We start from the raw sequence: 19,081 nt of genomic DNA, 5'->3' as shown, positions 1-19,081 counted from the left end.
ACTAATCGGTTTCGGGCGTAAAAGAAAAAGTCAAGGCAATTTTTTCCTCTGTTTTAGGAAAATCGAAGTGCACCCGGCCATCTTTCAATGTCCATTTTACTTTTTGGTTAGTGCTTAAAATGGTAATCGAAGTTCCTTTTTTAGGAATACTTCCCTGCCAGGAAATTCCCTTAAGCGGCGTATTGCCAAGCAAACTGATGCCATAAATAATTTTACCATCTTTACTTTGTGTAAACCAGTTTTGTCCATCATGATAATTTTTGGTTATCCGTGTTCCGTATATGGCAGCACCATTTTTACTGGTCCATTTACCAATTTCCGTCAATTTCGTAACCACATCATCAGGTAGCGTACCTTCAGCCTTAGGCCCAATACCTAAAAGCAAACTTCCACCTTTGGCTACTATTTCTACTAGTTTATGAACCACTTCACCTGCCGATTTATACTGATCGTTGGGTACAAAACCCCAGGCTCCGCCTAAAGTCATGCAGCTTTCCCATGGGTAATCCAATTGCGTTTCCGGAATTTTTTGTTCTGGGGTTTGGTAATTTTCAAACTGTCCATGTACAGTCCGATCAACCATAATTAAACCCGGCTGTGCTTTCCGGGCATCAGCGGCAATTTTAGGCATATCAATATCCTGACTCCACTCCGGAATTGGTGCTCCCCAGGAAAGTACTTCTTCATTTACTGATGCTAAAGGCCTTACCCAACCGCCATCTAACCACAAAATATCAATGCTTCCATAATTGTTCATCAGCTCACCAATCTGATTCTGGGTATAACTTTTAAACTTATTCCAGCGCCACGGGTTCTTTCTGATATCGTAATTATTATTCCTGTCTACAGTGGCATATTTATCCCACCAATAGTATTGCGAATGCCAGTCGGGTTTAGAAAAATAAGCACCGATCATAAAATTTTGCTTCCGGAAAGCATCGAATACATATTTGGCAACATCTTTTTTAGGATTGTTGGCAAATGGACCTTTTGCAATGCTGAAATCGCTTTCTTTGGTATCGAACATGGCAAAGCCATCGTGATGTTTGGTGGTAAAAACCAGGTATCTCATTCCAGCGTCTTTACCCGCCTTTGCCCATTGCTCGGGATTAAATTGGGTTGGATTAAATTTTTCATTCAGCCCCCAATACCATTTCTTGTAATCATCGTACTTTATCGTACTGTCTCTGTCAATCCAGTCTTCCGAACAGATTGACCAGGATTCAATAATTCCAGGAACAGCATATAAGCCCCAGTGGATAATCATTCCAAATTTTTGGTCTTGCCAGTGTTCTAATTTCTTTTTTACGGCTTCATCTTTTGGCCATTCGTAAATTTCTGATTGGGGCATAATATCGTTCTGTTGAGCAGAAACTATAGCAGAAAAGCTGAAAAACAATAATAGCAAAATAAAATACTTCATATTCATTTTCAATAATTAAAATCTCAGCACAAAACAATGCTGGGATCGGTGATAAATTAAGGTATCTAATAAATTTTCATTAACATTTTTGGGGCTTGTGCAATGGTCAATTAGATCCAGAAACCATTTGTATTGCATATCCTAATGATTCTTTTCTCAATTAGCACCTAGAGCCGTTGTAACCTGAACTTCATTCAAGCTATTAATAGATGGCTCTAGTCTAACACCTATTGTTGAAAACGCTGGTTCACTAATTTCTTTTGAAGCATAGCTAACAGATCTAAAAACAAGCATATTTCCTTCAGTTGCCGAAATAGAGAATTTACCCGTAGCATCTATTTGGGTAGCTTTAGTTGTGCCTTTAATAAAGCCTCTTACACCTCGTATTGGTCCGGATGCTTCCACCCCGTACGATAATGGTTTTTTGGACAAAAGCTGTTATTGTCAAAAAGGTTAACAAAAACACACTTAAGCAAGTTAAGTACATTTTTTTTTATAATTCGTTTAAGTTAGTTTTGGTTAAAGATGGTTCCTCATAATTTCGGTTGTTAATTAAAAATTATTTTATTTTTTGCTTAATTAATTATTCAAATAGGCTATTTTCCACCATCAAGCTGGCAGCAGCCAGTAGCTCAGCCTGATCGCTTAAGCTAGAGCATTTAATTTCTGTTTGTTCAGCTACTCGAGGTATACAAAACTCATTAATAGCCTGCTGTATTGGCGGTAGAAGCATTTTCCCTGCTTTTGCGCCACGGCCACTTAATACAATTCGTTCAGGATTCATAATATGGATTAAAGTCGCTAATCCTTTACCAATCTGAAATGCGGCATCAGCTAATATAGAAATGGCTACAGGATCTTGTTTTACAACAGCGTTTAAAAAATGATCAACATGGCTTTTACTTCTGTCATTAAAAAGAGTTTTTAAACTTGTTTCTTCTCCGTTTTTTACCGCTGCTTCTGCTTTCTGAACCATCACCAAAAGAGATGTTTCCACTTCAAGGCACCCCCGTTTACCACAAGAGCATAAGGTATTTGAATTAGATAAAGGGATATGACTAAACTCACCAGCATAGCCGCTACTACCCCGGTATAATTTGCCATTAATAATCATCCCCAAACCTGTACCCCAGCCAATATTCACGACGAGTACATCTTTTAAATTTCTTGCTTCACCAAAGTTTAATTCAGCTAAGGCGATCAAACTCGAGTCGTTATCTATATAAACTGGTAAACTTAATTTTTTAGCGAGATAGTCTTGCAGGCTTATATCGTTTTCAACCTGCATAAAAGAATAGTTCATTCCCTTTTCTGCATTCACAAAACCCGGCATACCAATGCCAATCCCCAAAAAATTTTCTTTATCGATTGTTGATTTCTTTATGCAATGATCAATGAATGCAATTAAAGTATCAGCACTTTTACCCTCTGTCATATCTAAATCGATCACCTGTGTTGGTAAAATCTGTTGATTGGATAAATCGTATATAGTTAACTGACTAGTTAACTGATCCATTGCTACGGCTATTATATACCTCTTGTAATCGGGGTTTAATAAAAAATTTAAAGGGCGGCGGCCTCCGGTAGATGGTGCTAATCCCTGCTCTATAATTAAACCATCCTCTATCAATGCATTTACAGTCGACGTAATTAAAGGCAAGCTCTTTTTAGTACGTTTACTTAAATCGGTAAGAGATGATGTTTTTTTATAATAAAGTAGCTTAATGATGTCGGCTCTTAGTCTTTGTGCTTTCTTAATAGTTGCTGACATTTTAATTTGATTTGTATAAATTTATAAAAAATGAAAAGAAAAGCAATCTTTTTAAAAAAATTAAAAAGATTTTATAAAACAGGCAATTTGCAGTTATACTTTACAAAAAATCAATTTGATGGAAAGAAATTGATTTTTTTAAACTCGATTTAAAAAAAATTATAGTGCAAACAGTTGAGAATTACTTAGAGACGTTAATTCTATTTTAATTGAAGTACCTCGAAAAAACATCTTATAAATTGGAACAGCCAAATTCTCCAGGTTCTGTAATAAATTAAGACATTTACGCTAAAATAGATATAGCAACAGTCAATTTTTATTTTGATTGGCTATTTTGGCAACGAAGCCTGTTGCAGTTAGCAGCTTTATTTGTCATTCCTCTAATTATTTTTTCGGCTTTCTAAAATATCAAAGCTTTTATTTTCATCACCTTCTTCATATTTTAGAAATACCAGCAGCATAGTAAGCATTTCATCAGTAGATTTCATATCATTTGCAGAAAACACCATTTTTGGAGGGTTATTGGGATTATTTGGATTATTCTTTGTATTATCATAGGTTCCTTCTATGGTAAGTACCGATCCTTTAGGAACTTTAATCAACTTATTGAAGCGATAGATTTCTTGCCACCTAAAATCCCAGGCGGGAATGGATATCAATTTAATTGTATCACCTGCAGGTGTAACAGCATAAGATTTAAAGCTCTTACCTAGTAAATGCATATGTGGCCATATATACAACAAAGATTGATCTTGTGGAGTTAAAATTTTAAGGTTGAATTTTTTAACTGAATCGGCTTGGATCATAAAATAAGGATCGATAGAACTTTCCCCAACTCCACCAGAACCTAAACTCACCACATTTACTACTCGTTTAATTGGCGTTTCTTTAAAAAACAGATTTATACCCGATATATCTTCTTCATCTTTAGCAAGAGGGGCATAATGAATGGTTAGCAATATAACCCCTCTTTTGGGCATAACCCAGCCTAAATCAGCAGGGTAAAACTCAAAGGAAGTACCAGGTATCCAACCACCATAATATGTCATTTCTTTTTTAAATGGCAAATATTGATCATAATTAACTCTGGACTCGTCTGTTAGATTTACAAAATCTGCAGCCTGATTAATATCTATGTCATCAGCTACTGGATGTATAGCAAAGTTAGCATGGTGGATGATTTTCTTATTGGCAGAAACAAATTCCATTGCTGCGACATTTCTTGAAGTAGTCATTTCGAATGGAATTTTAAATACAATGAACCTTTCTTCATTATCTCCCTTAACAACAAATGCTTTTTTAACTTTCAGTGTAATATCCGGCTTCCTTGTGTATTGAGTTCTTAAGATAAGCTTATCGGTTTCAGGCTCGCTATTTTTGCTCACTCCTTCTGGAGCCTTATTATCTATCCAACTAATAATTGTTTTCTTTTCTTGATTGGTTAAAGAACGGTCATTTGCAAACATCCGGTAATGGTTATCTGGCTTCCATGGAGGCATAAATCCCGATTCGACAACATCTCTGATAAATGAAACTCTTTTTGCAACATCAGCATAAGTCAACAACGAAAAAGGACCTGCTTCGCCCGGACGGTGACAAGGTGCACATTTGTTACGGATTATTGGAGCAATATGCTCATAGTAGGTAATCTTCTGACCAAAAGAAGACTTAAAGAAAAAGCAAAATACAATTATAGTAATTAATTTATTTAGCATTTACAGATCATTTATAAGACATCCAACAGGTATAGTCTGTGTAAATTTATAATTTGAAATATTGATATCCTTTATTGCATCATCCAGATAATGCTCAGTAACAACCTTTCGTTTTACGCCAAGTTTTGCCTGCCAGTTATCAATTAATCCTCTGTATCTGATATTACCTTTTTGGTCTATTAAAATTACTTCGGGGGTAATTTTTGCTTTAAGGACATTGGTTAGTAATTTATTTTTATCCAAATAAATATCAAAAAGGGCATCGTAACTTTTGGCAAACAAATTAATTTCATCAATAGTATAACTTTTACCCGGTACAATTCCAATGATATTAACTTCTGGGTGCTGCTTAGCTAGCGCATTTAATAATGGAGTATAGTTTTTGCAAAGCGGGCATTCTGGCGATAAAAAAACAAAAGCTGTATTTATTTTTGTTTCTATTAAAGCCTTTTTATTTTTTACATTAACAAGGTTACTGTTTTTTATTTGCTCCCAAAGTAGTTTATTGGGCAGTGGAGCCTGGCTAGAGACTTGACTTAACGAAAAAAAAAGTAGCCAAACAATGCTTGTTATCAATTTCATAATACAAAAGAACTCCTAATCTGGATTAGGAGTTCTGCTAATTTAAATAAAGATTCTTTATTATTTTTTATCCCACCATACTCTACCCAAAATATCACCAGGACCTTGACCAAAGTCAGGGTCTGCCTGCATTATTTTATAAGCAGCTACAATGTTTTGATAATTTAAATTGGTAACAGCAGGGAAAGCTAAACTCGCTCTTCTCGGAATTACCTGTTCTGTCCCGCTCGCAATAATTTTTTCGAGTTTTAAAACTGTCGTAGAATTAGGCATTCCTGTTCTTTTGTATAGTGCCCAAGCCTCATTAGGTTGCTTAAAGAAATTTAGGTATGCCTGACCGATAATTTGATCTAAAGCTCTGGTTGCATCAAATTTAATATCTGCTTTAGCTGTATAAGCTGCAATTTCAGCAGGAGTTGAGGCAACATAACTTAAAGTTCCACTTCTATCCACAATCTGTGCTTTATTAGCTAGGTCATCATAAAATGCAATCGAAGCATTTACACCTTTATTGTACCAATCTTCAGCTGATTCTGTCGTTACTGATCTGGCAGCTAACTCAGCTCTCATAAAACAAACATCAGCATAGGTAATTAAAGGAAAAGCATTTATGCCTTTTCCGCCATTCTCGCCTGCTGCAAATAAGCGTGGCTGAATGAGCGATAACGAATCCATTGTCTGATTAACAGTTTGTCCCGTCGAATTTACCACAGAAATGGTAATATTATTGAAGAAATTTGCAAATGCAGGAGCTGCTGAAACATCAGGACTGGTTGGCACACCATAAAATCTTCTTGCATCAAAAGTAGCTGAGGCCGCAATTTTATTTTGAGCTTTTGCAGCATCAAAATTAGCCTGAGTAAACGTATTTTGCTGATAGAAAAATCTGATCCTTGGATCACCATTTGTGTACATGAAATCTACAACTGGTTTTGGTGCTCTTAAACCAGCAGCCGACCAATCTCCGCCATCTGCATAAGTTGCATTGGCTTTGAAAACCCAGCTATCTGTTGCACTATTAATTAAGCCGCCTGGTGCAGCTAAAATTTCAAGAACTTTAGCTTTCATTTTTACAGCGTCTCTTTTCATTAAACGCATAGCGATACGTAAACGGGTAGAATTAGCAACTTTTATCCAATTAGCAACATTACCCTGAAAAAACAAATCGTTTGCACCTAAAGAAGCTTGTGCAGCTGCTTGCGTTGTACCCAAAGTAGTTGCTGATTTTTTAAGTTGCGCGTCCAAAAGTTCAAATAAAGCTTCCTGCGTATCGTACTTTGGTGTTTCAGTGCCACCATATCTTACCATAAATGCATCTGTATAAGGCAAACTTCCACTTACATCTGATACATAAAATGCATAATATGCTTTAACAATATGTGCTATTTCTATTTCATAAATCCTTTTTGCCTGCTCTTCTGCCGGCATTTTCTTTACCAGTTCTTCCATATCGGTTAAATTTCCGCCAACTTTAGGGTAAAAATTATTATATCTAACATTTCTGAAACTAGCCGCATCCGATATAAAGGTTACACTATTTCCGTTTAAGGCGGTCAACATCTGCATCCATGGCATAATGGCTCTAAAATTATCATAGTAAGCCTCAAATCGATCTCCATGCATGTTGATAACCGAATTCATAAATTGCTGTTCCGGCGTTATTTTATCAATAATAGAAGGATCAGTGTTTAATTGAACAAACTGATCTTTTTTACATGATGATATGGTAATTCCTATTAATGCTGTAAGCATTAGAATTATATAACTTGTCTTTTTCATTTTCAATTTCTTTAACTGTTAATTATTATAATGCTGCCCTTACTGAGAATGCGAAAGTGCGTACATATGGCATACCACCATATTCTGCAAAAGCACCTGCACTGTTATTAAATAAACCTTCTGGGTTTAAGTGATCAGGTAAGCTATTATATATATACATCAGGTTTCTTGCTGTAACACCAACATTAACCTGTTTGAAATTAATTTTATCGGTAAATTTCTTTGGTAAAGTATAACCTAATGAAACTTCTCTCAGTGCAACCCAGCTATTTTCAAATGTCGAATATTCCCTGATACCTGTAGACCACTGCGTTAATCTCGCATAGTAAATTCGTGCACTTACTGGTTGTACATAACCTTTATCTGCTGCTTCCTGAAAAGTTAATCCACCAACGTTAATGTTGTTGATAATCGTTCCTTTCGCAAATACGCCATCAGGAATAATACCATCACTGGCAATTACAGCGCCTGAAGCATCTTTTCTTGGCAAACCACCAAAATCTGCAGAACGGCCAAACAATGTACTTTCGAAAGCACCAAAGTTAGTACCATATTGATGTGTACCTGATGCCATTAAGCCACCAACTTTAGCATCGATCTGGAAACCTAAATTGAAGTTTTTAAATCTGATGTTATTGATTGAACTTGCATTGAATTTTTCCATCATCGAGCCTAGAATCTTGTTACCCTGTCCAGCATCCCCACTTCTAAAGTAACTTCCATTTGCTTTTAATAATTTTTTACCATTGTTTGGGCTATCGATATTATTACCTGCTGCATCAGTTGCTTGATAAGAGGCATAACCATAACTTGTGTAAATGCTACCATATTCTTGACCAGCAATAGCAACAGATGTCATATCGGCACCAAATGCATAACCCAAAGTATAAGAATCTACTCCAGGTGCCAATTCGATGATTTTATTCTTATTTCTTGCAAAGTTAATTGAACTTGTCCATTCTAGGTTTTTAGTTTTGATAGGTGTACCTGTTAACAAGATCTCAATACCTTGATTTTGGATATTACCCGCATTAAACAGTTTTTTTGTAACACCTGATTCAGAAGGCAACGCTAAAGATAAAATCTGATTTTTTGTATTCTTTTTATAATAAGAGAAATCAATACCTAAACGATCTTTAAAGAAACGCAATTCGGCACCTAACTCCAGCTCTTTTGTTAATTCGTTTTTAAGGGCATCATTTCCAAGTGTGTATTCTGGATAGCCATATCTAGGCATCTGTTTTCCATTTTCGTCAGTATAAGTACCTAAGAACTGGTATTTGCCTGCACTTGTAACATAAGGACTAGTTCCTAATCCTGTATATCCAAAGTTAGCTCTTAATTTACCGTAAGAAAGGAAATCGAAAGCAGATTTATTTTTTAAAGATTCTGAGAAAACATATGATAAACCGACAGCTGGGTAAGTGTATGAGTAATCACCGTGGCCGTCAGGATAAGTTAAAGTTGAAGACCAGTCATTTCTTACGCTAAAGTTTAAGGTTAGCATATTTTTATAGGTCAAATCACCAAAACCATATACAGCATCTGTTCTTTGACTACCATCTAGGCGAGTATCCGTTACAGCAGCATTTACAGAGTTGCCCATAAAGAATTTTCCTGGGTCTTTTAATCCGCCATCTGTCCGGGTACGGGTATAGTTGTTACCAAAATCTTTGGTCGTTTCAGCACCTAAGCTCATATTGAAGTCAAAATCATCACTTAACTTTTTACTTCCGTTCAACAAAAACTGCAACCTGCTACTTTTTTGATTCGATTGACTTAAAGCATATTCTCCTCCTGCAAATCCCACACCGCTACCAATATTTTTTGTTTCTCCAGTAATATTAATTTGGTTCAATGTTCCTCTAACAAGTGCATTTAACCAAGGTGTTATATTTGCTTTAACATCTATATTACCTCTAAAATTATTCTCCCGTTGTCTCACATTTGTTTCGTAAATACTGAACCAAAGAGGCGATAAGCCATAGGGATCGTCGTTACCGCTTAATACTCCTCCGTTTACAGGATCGATGTATTTATTCTTCCAATAATTTGTATCATAGCTTCTAGGATTACCGTAAACAAGAGCAAACAGTGGATTATTATTGTTTGATTGGTTGATTGGGTTAAAACTATTACTGATGGTATAATTCACACCTGCGTTTATTTCGAATATTTTTCCGAATTTTTGAGAACCTCTAAAATCCAAAGCATCGCGGTCGAATTTGTTATTCGGCAAAATACCTGTACTATATAATTTTGAATAGGAAAGTCTGAATGTTCCAGTTTCATTGCCACCTTGAAATGCCAAATTTGAATTGCTATAGTTACCTAATTTATATGCGTCTAGTAAATTGTTTGGCTGTGCATTCCAGCTAATCATTCTGCCGTCAATATCTTTTACCTGGCTTCCGTCGAAACGAGGGCCAAAGCTCCAAAAATAGTTTGCTGCATCAATTATGGGCGTACCAGAAGCATCTTTTGAGAAAGTTGGATTAATACCCGCACCAAATTCATTCTGTAAATCCATTGTTTTGTATGCTTCTTCAATAGTTTGTGTATGCGAAAATGAAATACCTAAACCTTGGCCACCCTTACCTTTTTTAGATGTAATTAAAAGTACTCCATTTTGTGCTCTCGAACCATATAGCGAACTTGCGGCAGCACCTTTTAAAACAGTAATACTCTCATAGTCATCGGCATTTAGATTTTTCATTATATTTCCAAAATCTTGAGGGCTGTTTCCGTAAGAATCGGCTCCACTTACTCCAGGTTGGATAAGAACACCATCGATGACAACTAAAGGTTGTGTATTTGGACTTAAAGATGAGTTACCCCTGATTCTGATTCTTGATGACGATTGTGGCCCACCAGAACCTTGATTGATCATCACACCGGCAACTTTACCTTGTAATGCATTTACAATGTTCTGTTCATTAGCCCTAACTAAATCCTCGCCCTTTACTTCTTGAATAGAGTAACTCAACTTTCTAGTCTGTTGTTTTACACCAAAGCCTGTGGTTACAGTAACCTCCTCTAAAGATTTTGAATCCTCTTTTAAAGAAATATTGAAATTTTTGTTGCTTCCCACAGTTACTTCCTGACGCAAGAAACCAACAGCAGAAAAAACAAGTATATCATTACTTGAAGCACTGATGCTAAATTTACCATTTACATCGGTTTGGGTTGATTTTTGTGTACCTTTTACAGAAACATTTGCCCCTGGAAATGGCCCGGACGCATCTTTTACCGTCCCGGTAATTATAATTTGTGCATGAGCTGCAATTGCAAAAAATGCAAATAAAAGCAGACTCAAAAATTTAAAGTACATTTTCTTCATGTCCTATTTTGTTAGTTTTTAAATAATATGATTAGTTGGTTTAATTTTTAGTTTGGTTTGTTTTATGCCATAAATTTCAGTTTAAGTTATTATTGCTTGGAATTAAAGTTAATAGGCATATGCCTTACCTACTCTTTTTTTATTGTGCTCTTCGTAAAAGGGAATATAGTTTATTAAAAATAATGACTAACTATAGCAATGCAATGTTTATTTCTAAATCATAAACCCACTGCCAGGTTATTTTGAAAATCGTAATTACTTAGTTTAATTTGGTTTACAACAAACTTATGAAAAAAAAACATAAACAATGAAAACTTTTTAATTTTTTTAAAAAGGTGGTTTTGGCACAAAAAAAAAGCCTGCATAAAGCAAGCTTTCTTTCAAAAAAATACGGTATAAGATTAATGGATTCCCATAAACAACCTGCTCCATCTTATTTTATGTAATAAAGAGGCAGTACTGTCCCAGCTCATCCAAACAAATAAAGCTTTACCTACAATGTGGTCTTCGGGTACAAAACCCCAATAGCGCGAATCGGCCGAATTATGGCGGTTATCGCCCATCATCCAATAATAGTCCATTTTAAAAGTATAGGTAGTGGCTACCTTGTCATTAATATACCAAACCCCAGCTTTTTGCTCTACTTTATTGCCTTCGTAAGTTCTGATTGCCCTGTAATATAGCGGCATGGTATTGCTATCGATTTTCACGGTCCATCCTTTAGAAGGGATTTTAATCGGCCCGAAGTTATCCCTGTTCCAAACTCTGTTTGGATCGTTTGGAAAAACACCACCTGGAACAGCTCCGGCAGGATCAGGACTTAATGTTACTGTTTTTACAAAATCGAAAGTTTTCAGTTTTTCAGCAATTTCTGGCGAAGCATCTAAAATATAGGTATTGGCAGCCACCGCCGGTGCACCGCCCAAGTTTAAATTAAATTCATCAAGCGCTGCATAATTAAAGTCCATGGTTTTAAATTCGATGCGATACGGCATCATACCTGTATTTTTTAAAGGCTCATTTTTGCCATTTACATTGGCAATACCATTGCTCATCGAAATTACATCACCCGGAATACCTATACATCTTTTAATAAAGTTTTCACGTTTGTCTACCGGGCGGTCTATTATGGTAAAGATGCTTCTCACTTGCTGCCGACCCATGCTCCGTTCTAAAGCATAATAACTTTCTGCCTGGTTTTCTACTGCAACAGTATCTCCTTCAGGAAAGTTAAATACCACTACATCATTTCTTTTAATTTTAGATAAACCTGGTAAACGGTGATATTTCCACTGTACACCATCCCAATAAGCTTTGGTAGAAGTGGTTAAAGGCAAAGTATGGTGTGCGAAAGGAAAAGCAACCGGAGTCATCGGGATACGCGCGCCGTAATTAACTTTACTCACAAAAAGGAAATCACCAATCAGTAATGATCTCTCCATCGAACCAGATGGAATGGTGTAAGCCTCGATAAAAAATACGCGGATAATAGTTGCTGCAACTACAGCAAAAACAATTGCATCGACCCACTCACGGGTTTTAGTTTTTTTCTTCTTTGGGGCATCTTTTTTTCGTTGCCAGAATTTATAATTCATATATCTTATTTTTGGTTTGCGATTTACTAATCGGTTACCTGTTATCTGTAATCCTTCGGTGTGATTTCACAGATTGAGTGATTTCACAGATTTATTTTAAATTTTGGTTAATCGGTTAATCGAACAAATCGCTTAACTGAAAACTGCCAATTGTTAGCTGAAAACTATCTTCTATTCAAAAATATCAGTAATGTTGAAAAATCCTTTTTTATCTTTTAGCCACTCTGCAGCCACTACAGCACCTAAAGCAAAACCTGCTCTATTATGGGCGGTATGTTTAATTTCTATTTCATCTACCTCGCTACTGTAAATTACCGTATGTGTGCCCGGAATATTTTCTATCCTATGCGATTCTATAAGCAATTGTTCCGCTTTCGGAAACATTTCAACATCACTTCCTACCACTTCATTTAACCACTCCTGTTTTCTGTCCAGGTTATCTACAATCCCTTCTGCAAGGGTAATGGCTGTTCCACTTGGCGCATCCAATTTTTGTGTATGGTGAATTTCCTCAACCTGTACCTCGTAGGCAGGATAGTTATTCATCAGCTTTGCCAAAGTTTGATTAAGCTTAAAGAATAAATTTACACCAATACTAAAGTTAGACCCATAAAGCAAAGTATTGTTACTGCTGTTGCAATCGTCTTTTACTTCCTGGAGTTTGCCATACCAGCCGGTTGTACCCACTACTATTGGCACATTAGCATCAAAACAGGCGTCAATATTTTTTAAAACCGAATCAGGCGTACTAAAATCGATGGCCACATCAGCTGATTTTAAATTTTGTCTGGTTAAATCTTCCTGATTATCGATCGTTATTTTTAAAACAATTTCGTGGCCACGTTCCACTGCAAATTTTTCGATAATCTGCCCCATTTTACCATATCCTAAAAGCGCAAGTTTCATTTGTTTATAGTTTAGTTTTAATAGTGATGAAGCGATCAGATTTTTCACCAATGTAGATGTTTTATGGTGTTCAAGAAGGCTTGAGCCATTTATTCATCCCATTGTGGTTTGAAAAATCATGATGGTTTCATCTGTTTATATTTTTTTCAGTTTCTGTTCTTATTTTTATTCGTAATCATAGCAGTTAATTAGCAAATCATCACGATTTCAAATATAATACCTATATTGATATCCCTGACGTTTTTCGACATTAAAATGTTAGTGATACTTTTAATGCAGGTGTTGCATTGAAACCATATATGGAATTGGTATTAATCATAGATGGCATTACTTTAAAAGAAAGGTTATCATCAATATTGAAGAAGTGCAAACGGGCTGCAACATAGGCATCTACTATATTGGCGAAATAAACCAAACCGTAAGAGAACAATACAATTTGTTTATTTCTTCTATAGGTATCTTTACGCTGGGTTATGCCTGTAGTAGAATAACGGCTCCCAAAAGGGCCGTTAGGATCAGGCTGATCGCCATGTGAGTCGCGATACTGTAATTCAGTTAAGGCTAAATCATATTGTTTACTACTTTCAATGTACGACATGGTAAGCACGGTTATACCGCCATAAATAGCCACAATTTTACCTCCGGTGTATAATTTCTGGAAAAACTGACTTTTTCCTGCTCTAGCACCGTAGCCATCGTTAAGCAGCTGCATATTGTACAATTGCCCCCAACCCGGAATAATCATTGATCTGAAAACAGCTTTTCTACCAGCAACCTTACCAGGATTAACATACTTGGCTTTCATCGAATCCTTTCTGGTCATCGGTTTTCGGGCCGCAGTATCTAATGATTTAGATAACTTAATTTTCGAAGTATCAGCAGGTTTTAATACCGTATCCTTAACCTGCGCCGAGGCTAAGTTTACAAGAAAAAATGTAAATGCAGCAACCAGTATTAAAAGCTTAGTCTTTTGCATTACCAGTCTAATAACTCTAAAATTCGGTTTAAGTCGTCATCACTCATAAAAGGAATTTCTATCGCCCCTTTACCATTCTGACTTACTTTTAACTTTACACGGGTAGCGAATTTAGAGGCCAGATCGTCCTGCAGTTTTTGATATTGAAAAGAAACCACTTTTTCTTTCGATTTTTCGCCGGCTTTTAAAGGTACATGCTGTAAATTACGTACAAGCTCCTCTACCTTGCGTACCGATAATCCTTTTTCTAAAATTTCCTGGTGAATAAACAATTGTTTGTCAACACCATCAACATTAATTAAGGCCCTGGCGTGCCCCATACTAATTCTCTGATCGCGAATAGAAGCCTGAATAGCTGGCGGAAGTTTTAACAATCGCAGGTAATTGGTAACTGTTGTCCGGTTTTTACCTACACGCTCTCCCAATTGTTCTTGCTTTAAACCTACCTCATCAATCATCCGCTGGAAACTCAATGCTACTTCAATGGCATTTAAATTTTCGCGCTGAATATTTTCGATCAGGGCCATTTCCAACATCTGTTGGTCGTTGGCACTGCGGATGTAAGCAGGAATCTGTGTTAAACCAGCTAGCTTCGAAGCCCTGAACCTGCGCTCGCCCGAAATGAGCTGGTATTTATTGGCACCTAATTTCCTTACCGTAATCGGCTGGATCAAACCCTGTGTCTTTATCGAATCGGCCAGCTCGTTTAAAGCAACCTGATCAAATTCGGTACGTGGCTGATATGGATTGGTTTCAACTTCAGTTAAACTTACGTGACTGATATTGCCAATCTGCTCAGTTTCGCTAACAGCATTTACCTGCTGTTTCGGCGGATGAGAAGATTCGCTATCATCTAAAAGCGCACTTAACCCTCTTCCTAAACCTGTTTTTCGCTGAAAAGATGTCATCTATAATTTATAAAGTTGCTGTTCCTATGTTTTCTTCTTCCTTTAAAAGGCCGTTTTTCTTTACAATTTCGCGGGCGAGGTTCAGGTAGTTAATGGCACCTTTGCAATTGGCATCGTGCATAATTACCGAAACGCCATAACTAGGCGCTTCGCTTAAACGTGTATTACGCTGGATAATGGTATCAAAAACCAATTCATGAAAATGCGTTCTCACCTCTTCTACCACCTGGTTCGATAAACGTAAGCGCACATCGTACATGGTAAGTAAAATACCTTCAATTTCCAGATCAGGGTTTAAACGGTTCTGAACAATTTTTATCGTATTTAGTAATTTACCTAAACCTTCCAGCGCAAAATACTCACACTGAACAGGAATAATAACCGAATCGGCAGCGGTTAAAGCATTGATGGTAATTAAACCTAAAGATGGCGAACAATCGATAATAATAAAATCATATTGGTCTTTGATTTTCTCTAAAACCGCTTTCATTTTATACTCGCGGTTATTCAGGTTAATCATCTCAATTTCTGCACCAACCAGATCGATGTGGGCAGGCAGTAAATCTAAATTCGGGGTATCCGTTTTTTGGATGGCCTGTAAAGGATCGATATCATTAATGATGCACTCGTAAATGCTATCTTTAATATTCCGGGGATCGAAACCGATACCAGAAGTCGAATTTGCCTGAGGATCAGCATCTACCAGTAAAGTTTTGTATTCTAGTACGGCCAAACTCGCAGCCAGGTTTATAGATGAAGTTGTTTTACCAACACCACCTTTTTGATTTGCTAATGCAATAATTTTGCTCATCTATGTATCCGAAATTTACTTAACGTTTATTTGGGCTGTGTTATTTATGCGTTTTAATTGGCAAAAAGTTCTATTTTTGCGTTGTTTACGGCCTTTTTCACAATCAGCTAAGATACAAACTATATGGCAATTTTAGCAAGAAGCGCATTTGGGTTTTACACATCTTATTAACAATTATCCATGATCACAATTATAGCCGCTACCAACAGGCCCAATAGCAATACGCTAAAAGTTGCTAAATATTACCAAAGGCAACTAAAAGAAAAAGGAGCTGATGCCAGTTTGTTCAGCCTGGAGCACCTGCCCATAGATATTTTGAATACGGATATGTATGGCAAAAGATCGGAAGCTTTTCAGGAAATCCAGAACATGATTAATAATACCGAAAAGTTTTTGTTTATTATGCCAGAGTACAATGGAAGCTACCCGGGGGTATTAAAAGTGTTAATAGACGCCTGTAATTTTCCGGATAGTTTTTATGATAAAAAAGCAGCCCTGGTTGGTATTTCTTCTGGCAAATACGGTAATATCCGTGGTGTAGATCATTTTACAGGCGTTTGTCATTACATTCACCTGCATATTTTACCCTTACGTTTGCACATTCCGAATATTAAAACCGAGTTAGATGCAGAGGGTAACTTTACCCAAGCAGATACCATCAGGTTCACCACCGAGCAGATAGAGAAATTTATTAAATTCTAGAAATTATTCATTTTATGCTCCCTGCAACCCTAAATCATGGTACAAACCGCGCCACCTAAACCTGATGGAAGCGGCACGCAGTAAAGCGGACAGCAGGACTGCATTATCCTAAATGCTTCAAAAACTGCTTTCCAAAAAAATAAAAACCCATTATTCTTTTGAAAAGCAAAACCTGTGTTTCATGGCAGCGTTAGTCCCGTCTTCCGCTCATACGCCTTCAGGCCTTAATCACAAGGCCGGTATCCGCTGCAACCGGGTTTAGTAACAAAAAGTAGCGCCATAACCTTAAAACTACTCCCTTTAATAAGAAAGTTTCATTTTTAGCACCCTGCAACCCTAAATCAAGGTACAGACCGCGCCACCTAAACCCGATGGAAGCGGCACGCAGTAAAGCGGACAGTGGGACTACATTAACCTAAATAACTACCAAAACTGCTTTCCAAAAAAACAAAAACCTATTCTTTTTTTGAAAAGCAAAACCTGTGTTTCATAGGATCGTTAGTCCCGTCTTCCGCTCATACACCTGCAGGCCTTAATCACCAGGCCGGTATCCGCTGCAACCGGGTTTAAGAACAAAAAGTAGCGCCATGACCTTTAAAACAACCCAACTTAAATAAGAAATTTCATTTTTAGCGACCTGCAACCCTAAATCAAGGTACAGACCGCGCCACCTAAACCCGATGGAAGCGGGCACGCAGTAAAGCGTACAGCGGGACTGCACCAGCCTAAATATTACCAAACCTGCTTTCCAAAAAAATAAAGCTCTATTCTTCTTTTGAAAAGCCCAGCCTGCATTTCATAGGAGCGTCAGTCCTGCTCATATCTTTACCTTTATAATAAAAATAATCAAAAGAGGGAGAAAAACTTGTAGTCCCGCTAGACACGAGAATTCATCGATGTCGATGTAAAAGGATAACCCTCCCTTTTTTATTTCTTAAAGTTTGAACAGTACCTATTGACCATTTCGCTGTATTTGGATCATCTATATCATGAGCAAAAACTAAGAGAGATTATTGATTATTCTATCTAAATAATAAAGGTATGATGAACTTAAAGTATTCCATCGGAATTGATGTATCAAAAAAAGATTTTCATTGCTGTTTGTCGGTCATAGACAGTAGCCAGAAAGTAACTGTAAAATCCAGCCGTAAGTTATCTAACAGCCCTGGCGGTTTTAAAGAGTTTTTGGCATGGATCAAACAGCACCAGAAAGAAGAGTTGCCCCTGCGCATCGTAATGGAAGCCACTGGCGTGTACCATGAACAACTTGCATGGTTTCTGCATTCCAAAGGCTTAGTGTTAAGTATTTTATTGCCAAACAAAGCTAAGAAGTACTTACAGGCAGACGGAGCAAACTCTAAAAATGACAGTATAGATGCCCGCGGCCTTGCTAAGATTGGTGCAGAAAAGAACCTGGAACCTTGGACACCAGGAAGTGAGAAATTGTATGAACTCAGACACTATACCCGTCAGCATCAAAACCTAAAAGAGACCATCAATGTTATCGGTAACCAGCTTGAGGCACTGACCCATGCCCAGTTCCAAAGCAGGGAAGTTATAAAGCAGCTGAACAAAACGATAAAACTGCTTGAGCAACAAGTAGCAGAAATGGAAAAGGCAATGGGAAAGCTTGTTAAAACAGACAAGGTCTTAAATCTTCACTATGAAAACATTACGGCAATAAAAGGAATTAACCTGCTATCTTTTTGCGTAATCGTAGCTGAAACTAATGGCTTTACATTGTTTAAAAATTCGGCATCCTTGGTAAAATACTCAGGTTACGATGTGATAGAAAACCAATCGGGCAAACATATAGGAAAAACAAAAATATCAAAAAAGGGGAATTCCCGGATCAGAAGAATTCTGTTTATGCCAGCATTTTGTGCGGTAAGGGATGACCAGCCGCAATTTAAAAGTCTTTATGAAAGAGTTGTTGAGCGAACAGGATTTAAAATGAAGGGCTATGTTGCCGTGCAAAAGAAACTATTGGTAATGATGTACCATCTTTGGAAAAATGAGCAGAGATACAATCCTCAATTCAATTATTTAGAAAAAATAATAGCTCCAGAAAAATCCAGAGCTACACATGATAAAATTCCAGATGGAAGTTTTCACTAAAACAAAGGTAAAGTTATTGTGCTGTTTTACAAATGGAAGGCATTTAAGTTAATGCTTCTCAGAAGCTAAATTTTTATCAACTTTTATTTGCTTTTAAAGACAGTACCTTTTCATTACAAGTCCGCACTCGTACCTCGCTTACGGGCTTTCCATTACAATCAGGTTTAGGAACGTAAAACAGCGCATTAAACCTTCAGCAGCAATGGTTCAAAATGATAAAAACCCTTCCAAAATGAAAAGGTTTTTTGCATAAAACAATCACAAAAATTTCATATCCAGCTAAAAAACAACAACTTAAATAAAACCTCAACCTACTGGCACAGCTATTGGTTATAGGCCAAACAGATGCTATTTATTTAACGAGTTGTGATGTAATTTAGTTAATCAAGAAACAGATTTAATTATAACCTATTTTTACTGCAAAACCACAAAGAGAAAAACTGCTTTGCGTTCTT

14 protein-coding genes are annotated in these 19,081 nt (G+C 36.8%); 2 read left to right on the top strand and 12 right to left on the bottom strand.

Annotated features, from left to right (window positions below; translation table 11 throughout):
* Position 1 precedes the first annotated feature (1 nt).
* From QF042_RS07080 to QF042_RS07030, 12 genes are all read right to left on the bottom strand, one after another.
* On the bottom strand, positions 2–1,423 hold the full coding sequence (locus QF042_RS07080; protein ID WP_307526684.1) for an alpha-L-fucosidase: 1,422 nt from the start codon (positions 1,421–1,423) through the stop codon (positions 2–4).
* 156 nt (positions 1,424–1,579) lie between these two features.
* Complete coding sequence (locus QF042_RS26310; RefSeq protein WP_373459063.1) at positions 1,580–1,828, bottom strand: carboxypeptidase-like regulatory domain-containing protein; 249 nt, start codon at positions 1,826–1,828, stop codon at positions 1,580–1,582.
* 178 nt (positions 1,829–2,006) lie between these two features.
* Entirely contained in the window at positions 2,007–3,194 is a 1,188-nt protein-coding gene (locus QF042_RS07075) for an ROK family protein (protein ID WP_307526682.1), read from the bottom strand.
* 380 nt (positions 3,195–3,574) lie between these two features.
* A complete protein-coding gene (locus QF042_RS07070; RefSeq protein ID WP_307526680.1) occupies positions 3,575–4,909 on the bottom strand; it encodes a cytochrome c in 1,335 nt (444 codons plus the stop codon).
* On the bottom strand, positions 4,910–5,491 hold the full coding sequence (locus tag QF042_RS07065; protein ID WP_307526678.1) for a redoxin domain-containing protein: 582 nt from the start codon (positions 5,489–5,491) through the stop codon (positions 4,910–4,912). It abuts the gene before it with no gap.
* A 60-nt stretch (positions 5,492–5,551) separates the two neighbouring features.
* A complete protein-coding gene (locus QF042_RS07060; RefSeq protein ID WP_307526676.1) occupies positions 5,552–7,243 on the bottom strand; it encodes a SusD/RagB family nutrient-binding outer membrane lipoprotein in 1,692 nt (563 codons plus the stop codon).
* A 52-nt stretch (positions 7,244–7,295) separates the two neighbouring features.
* Positions 7,296–10,610, bottom strand: a complete 3,315-nt coding sequence (locus tag QF042_RS07055; RefSeq protein ID WP_307526674.1) for a SusC/RagA family TonB-linked outer membrane protein — start codon at positions 10,608–10,610, stop codon at positions 7,296–7,298.
* Between the two features lie 401 nt (positions 10,611–11,011).
* The gene (gene lepB, locus QF042_RS07050; protein ID WP_307526672.1) at positions 11,012–12,205 is read right to left on the bottom strand and encodes a signal peptidase I; all 1,194 of its coding nucleotides are present in this window, start codon (positions 12,203–12,205) and stop codon (positions 11,012–11,014) included.
* 171 nt (positions 12,206–12,376) lie between these two features.
* On the bottom strand, positions 12,377–13,111 hold the full coding sequence (gene dapB / locus QF042_RS07045) for a 4-hydroxy-tetrahydrodipicolinate reductase (protein ID WP_307526670.1): 735 nt from the start codon (positions 13,109–13,111) through the stop codon (positions 12,377–12,379).
* Positions 13,112–13,361: 250 nt separating this feature from the next.
* The gene (locus QF042_RS07040) at positions 13,362–14,087 is read right to left on the bottom strand and encodes a DUF5683 domain-containing protein (protein ID WP_307526668.1); all 726 of its coding nucleotides are present in this window, start codon (positions 14,085–14,087) and stop codon (positions 13,362–13,364) included.
* On the bottom strand, positions 14,087–14,995 hold the full coding sequence (locus QF042_RS07035) for a ParB/RepB/Spo0J family partition protein (RefSeq protein ID WP_307526666.1): 909 nt from the start codon (positions 14,993–14,995) through the stop codon (positions 14,087–14,089). Before QF042_RS07035 ends, QF042_RS07040 begins: the two co-directional genes overlap by 1 nt.
* Before the next feature lie 7 nt (positions 14,996–15,002).
* Positions 15,003–15,806, bottom strand: coding sequence for a ParA family protein (locus QF042_RS07030; RefSeq protein WP_055912555.1), 804 nt, complete (start codon positions 15,804–15,806; stop codon positions 15,003–15,005).
* A 180-nt stretch (positions 15,807–15,986) separates the two neighbouring features.
* Between QF042_RS07030 and QF042_RS07025 the strand changes: the two genes are divergently transcribed.
* Positions 15,987–16,508, top strand: coding sequence for an NADPH-dependent FMN reductase (locus QF042_RS07025; RefSeq protein WP_307526661.1), 522 nt, complete (start codon positions 15,987–15,989; stop codon positions 16,506–16,508).
* A gap of 1,041 nt (positions 16,509–17,549) precedes the next feature.
* Positions 17,550–18,626 (top strand): IS110 family transposase, encoded by a 1,077-nt coding sequence (locus QF042_RS07020; RefSeq protein WP_307525919.1) that lies wholly within the window; start codon positions 17,550–17,552, stop codon positions 18,624–18,626.
* Positions 18,627–19,081 lie beyond the last annotated feature (455 nt).

It is taken from the genome of Pedobacter sp. W3I1 (genome assembly GCF_030816015.1).
Lineage (GTDB): Bacteria > Bacteroidota > Bacteroidia > Sphingobacteriales > Sphingobacteriaceae > Pedobacter.
Note: the sequence above shows the minus strand (reverse complement) of the source record. Positions and strands in the feature narration are given on the sequence as shown.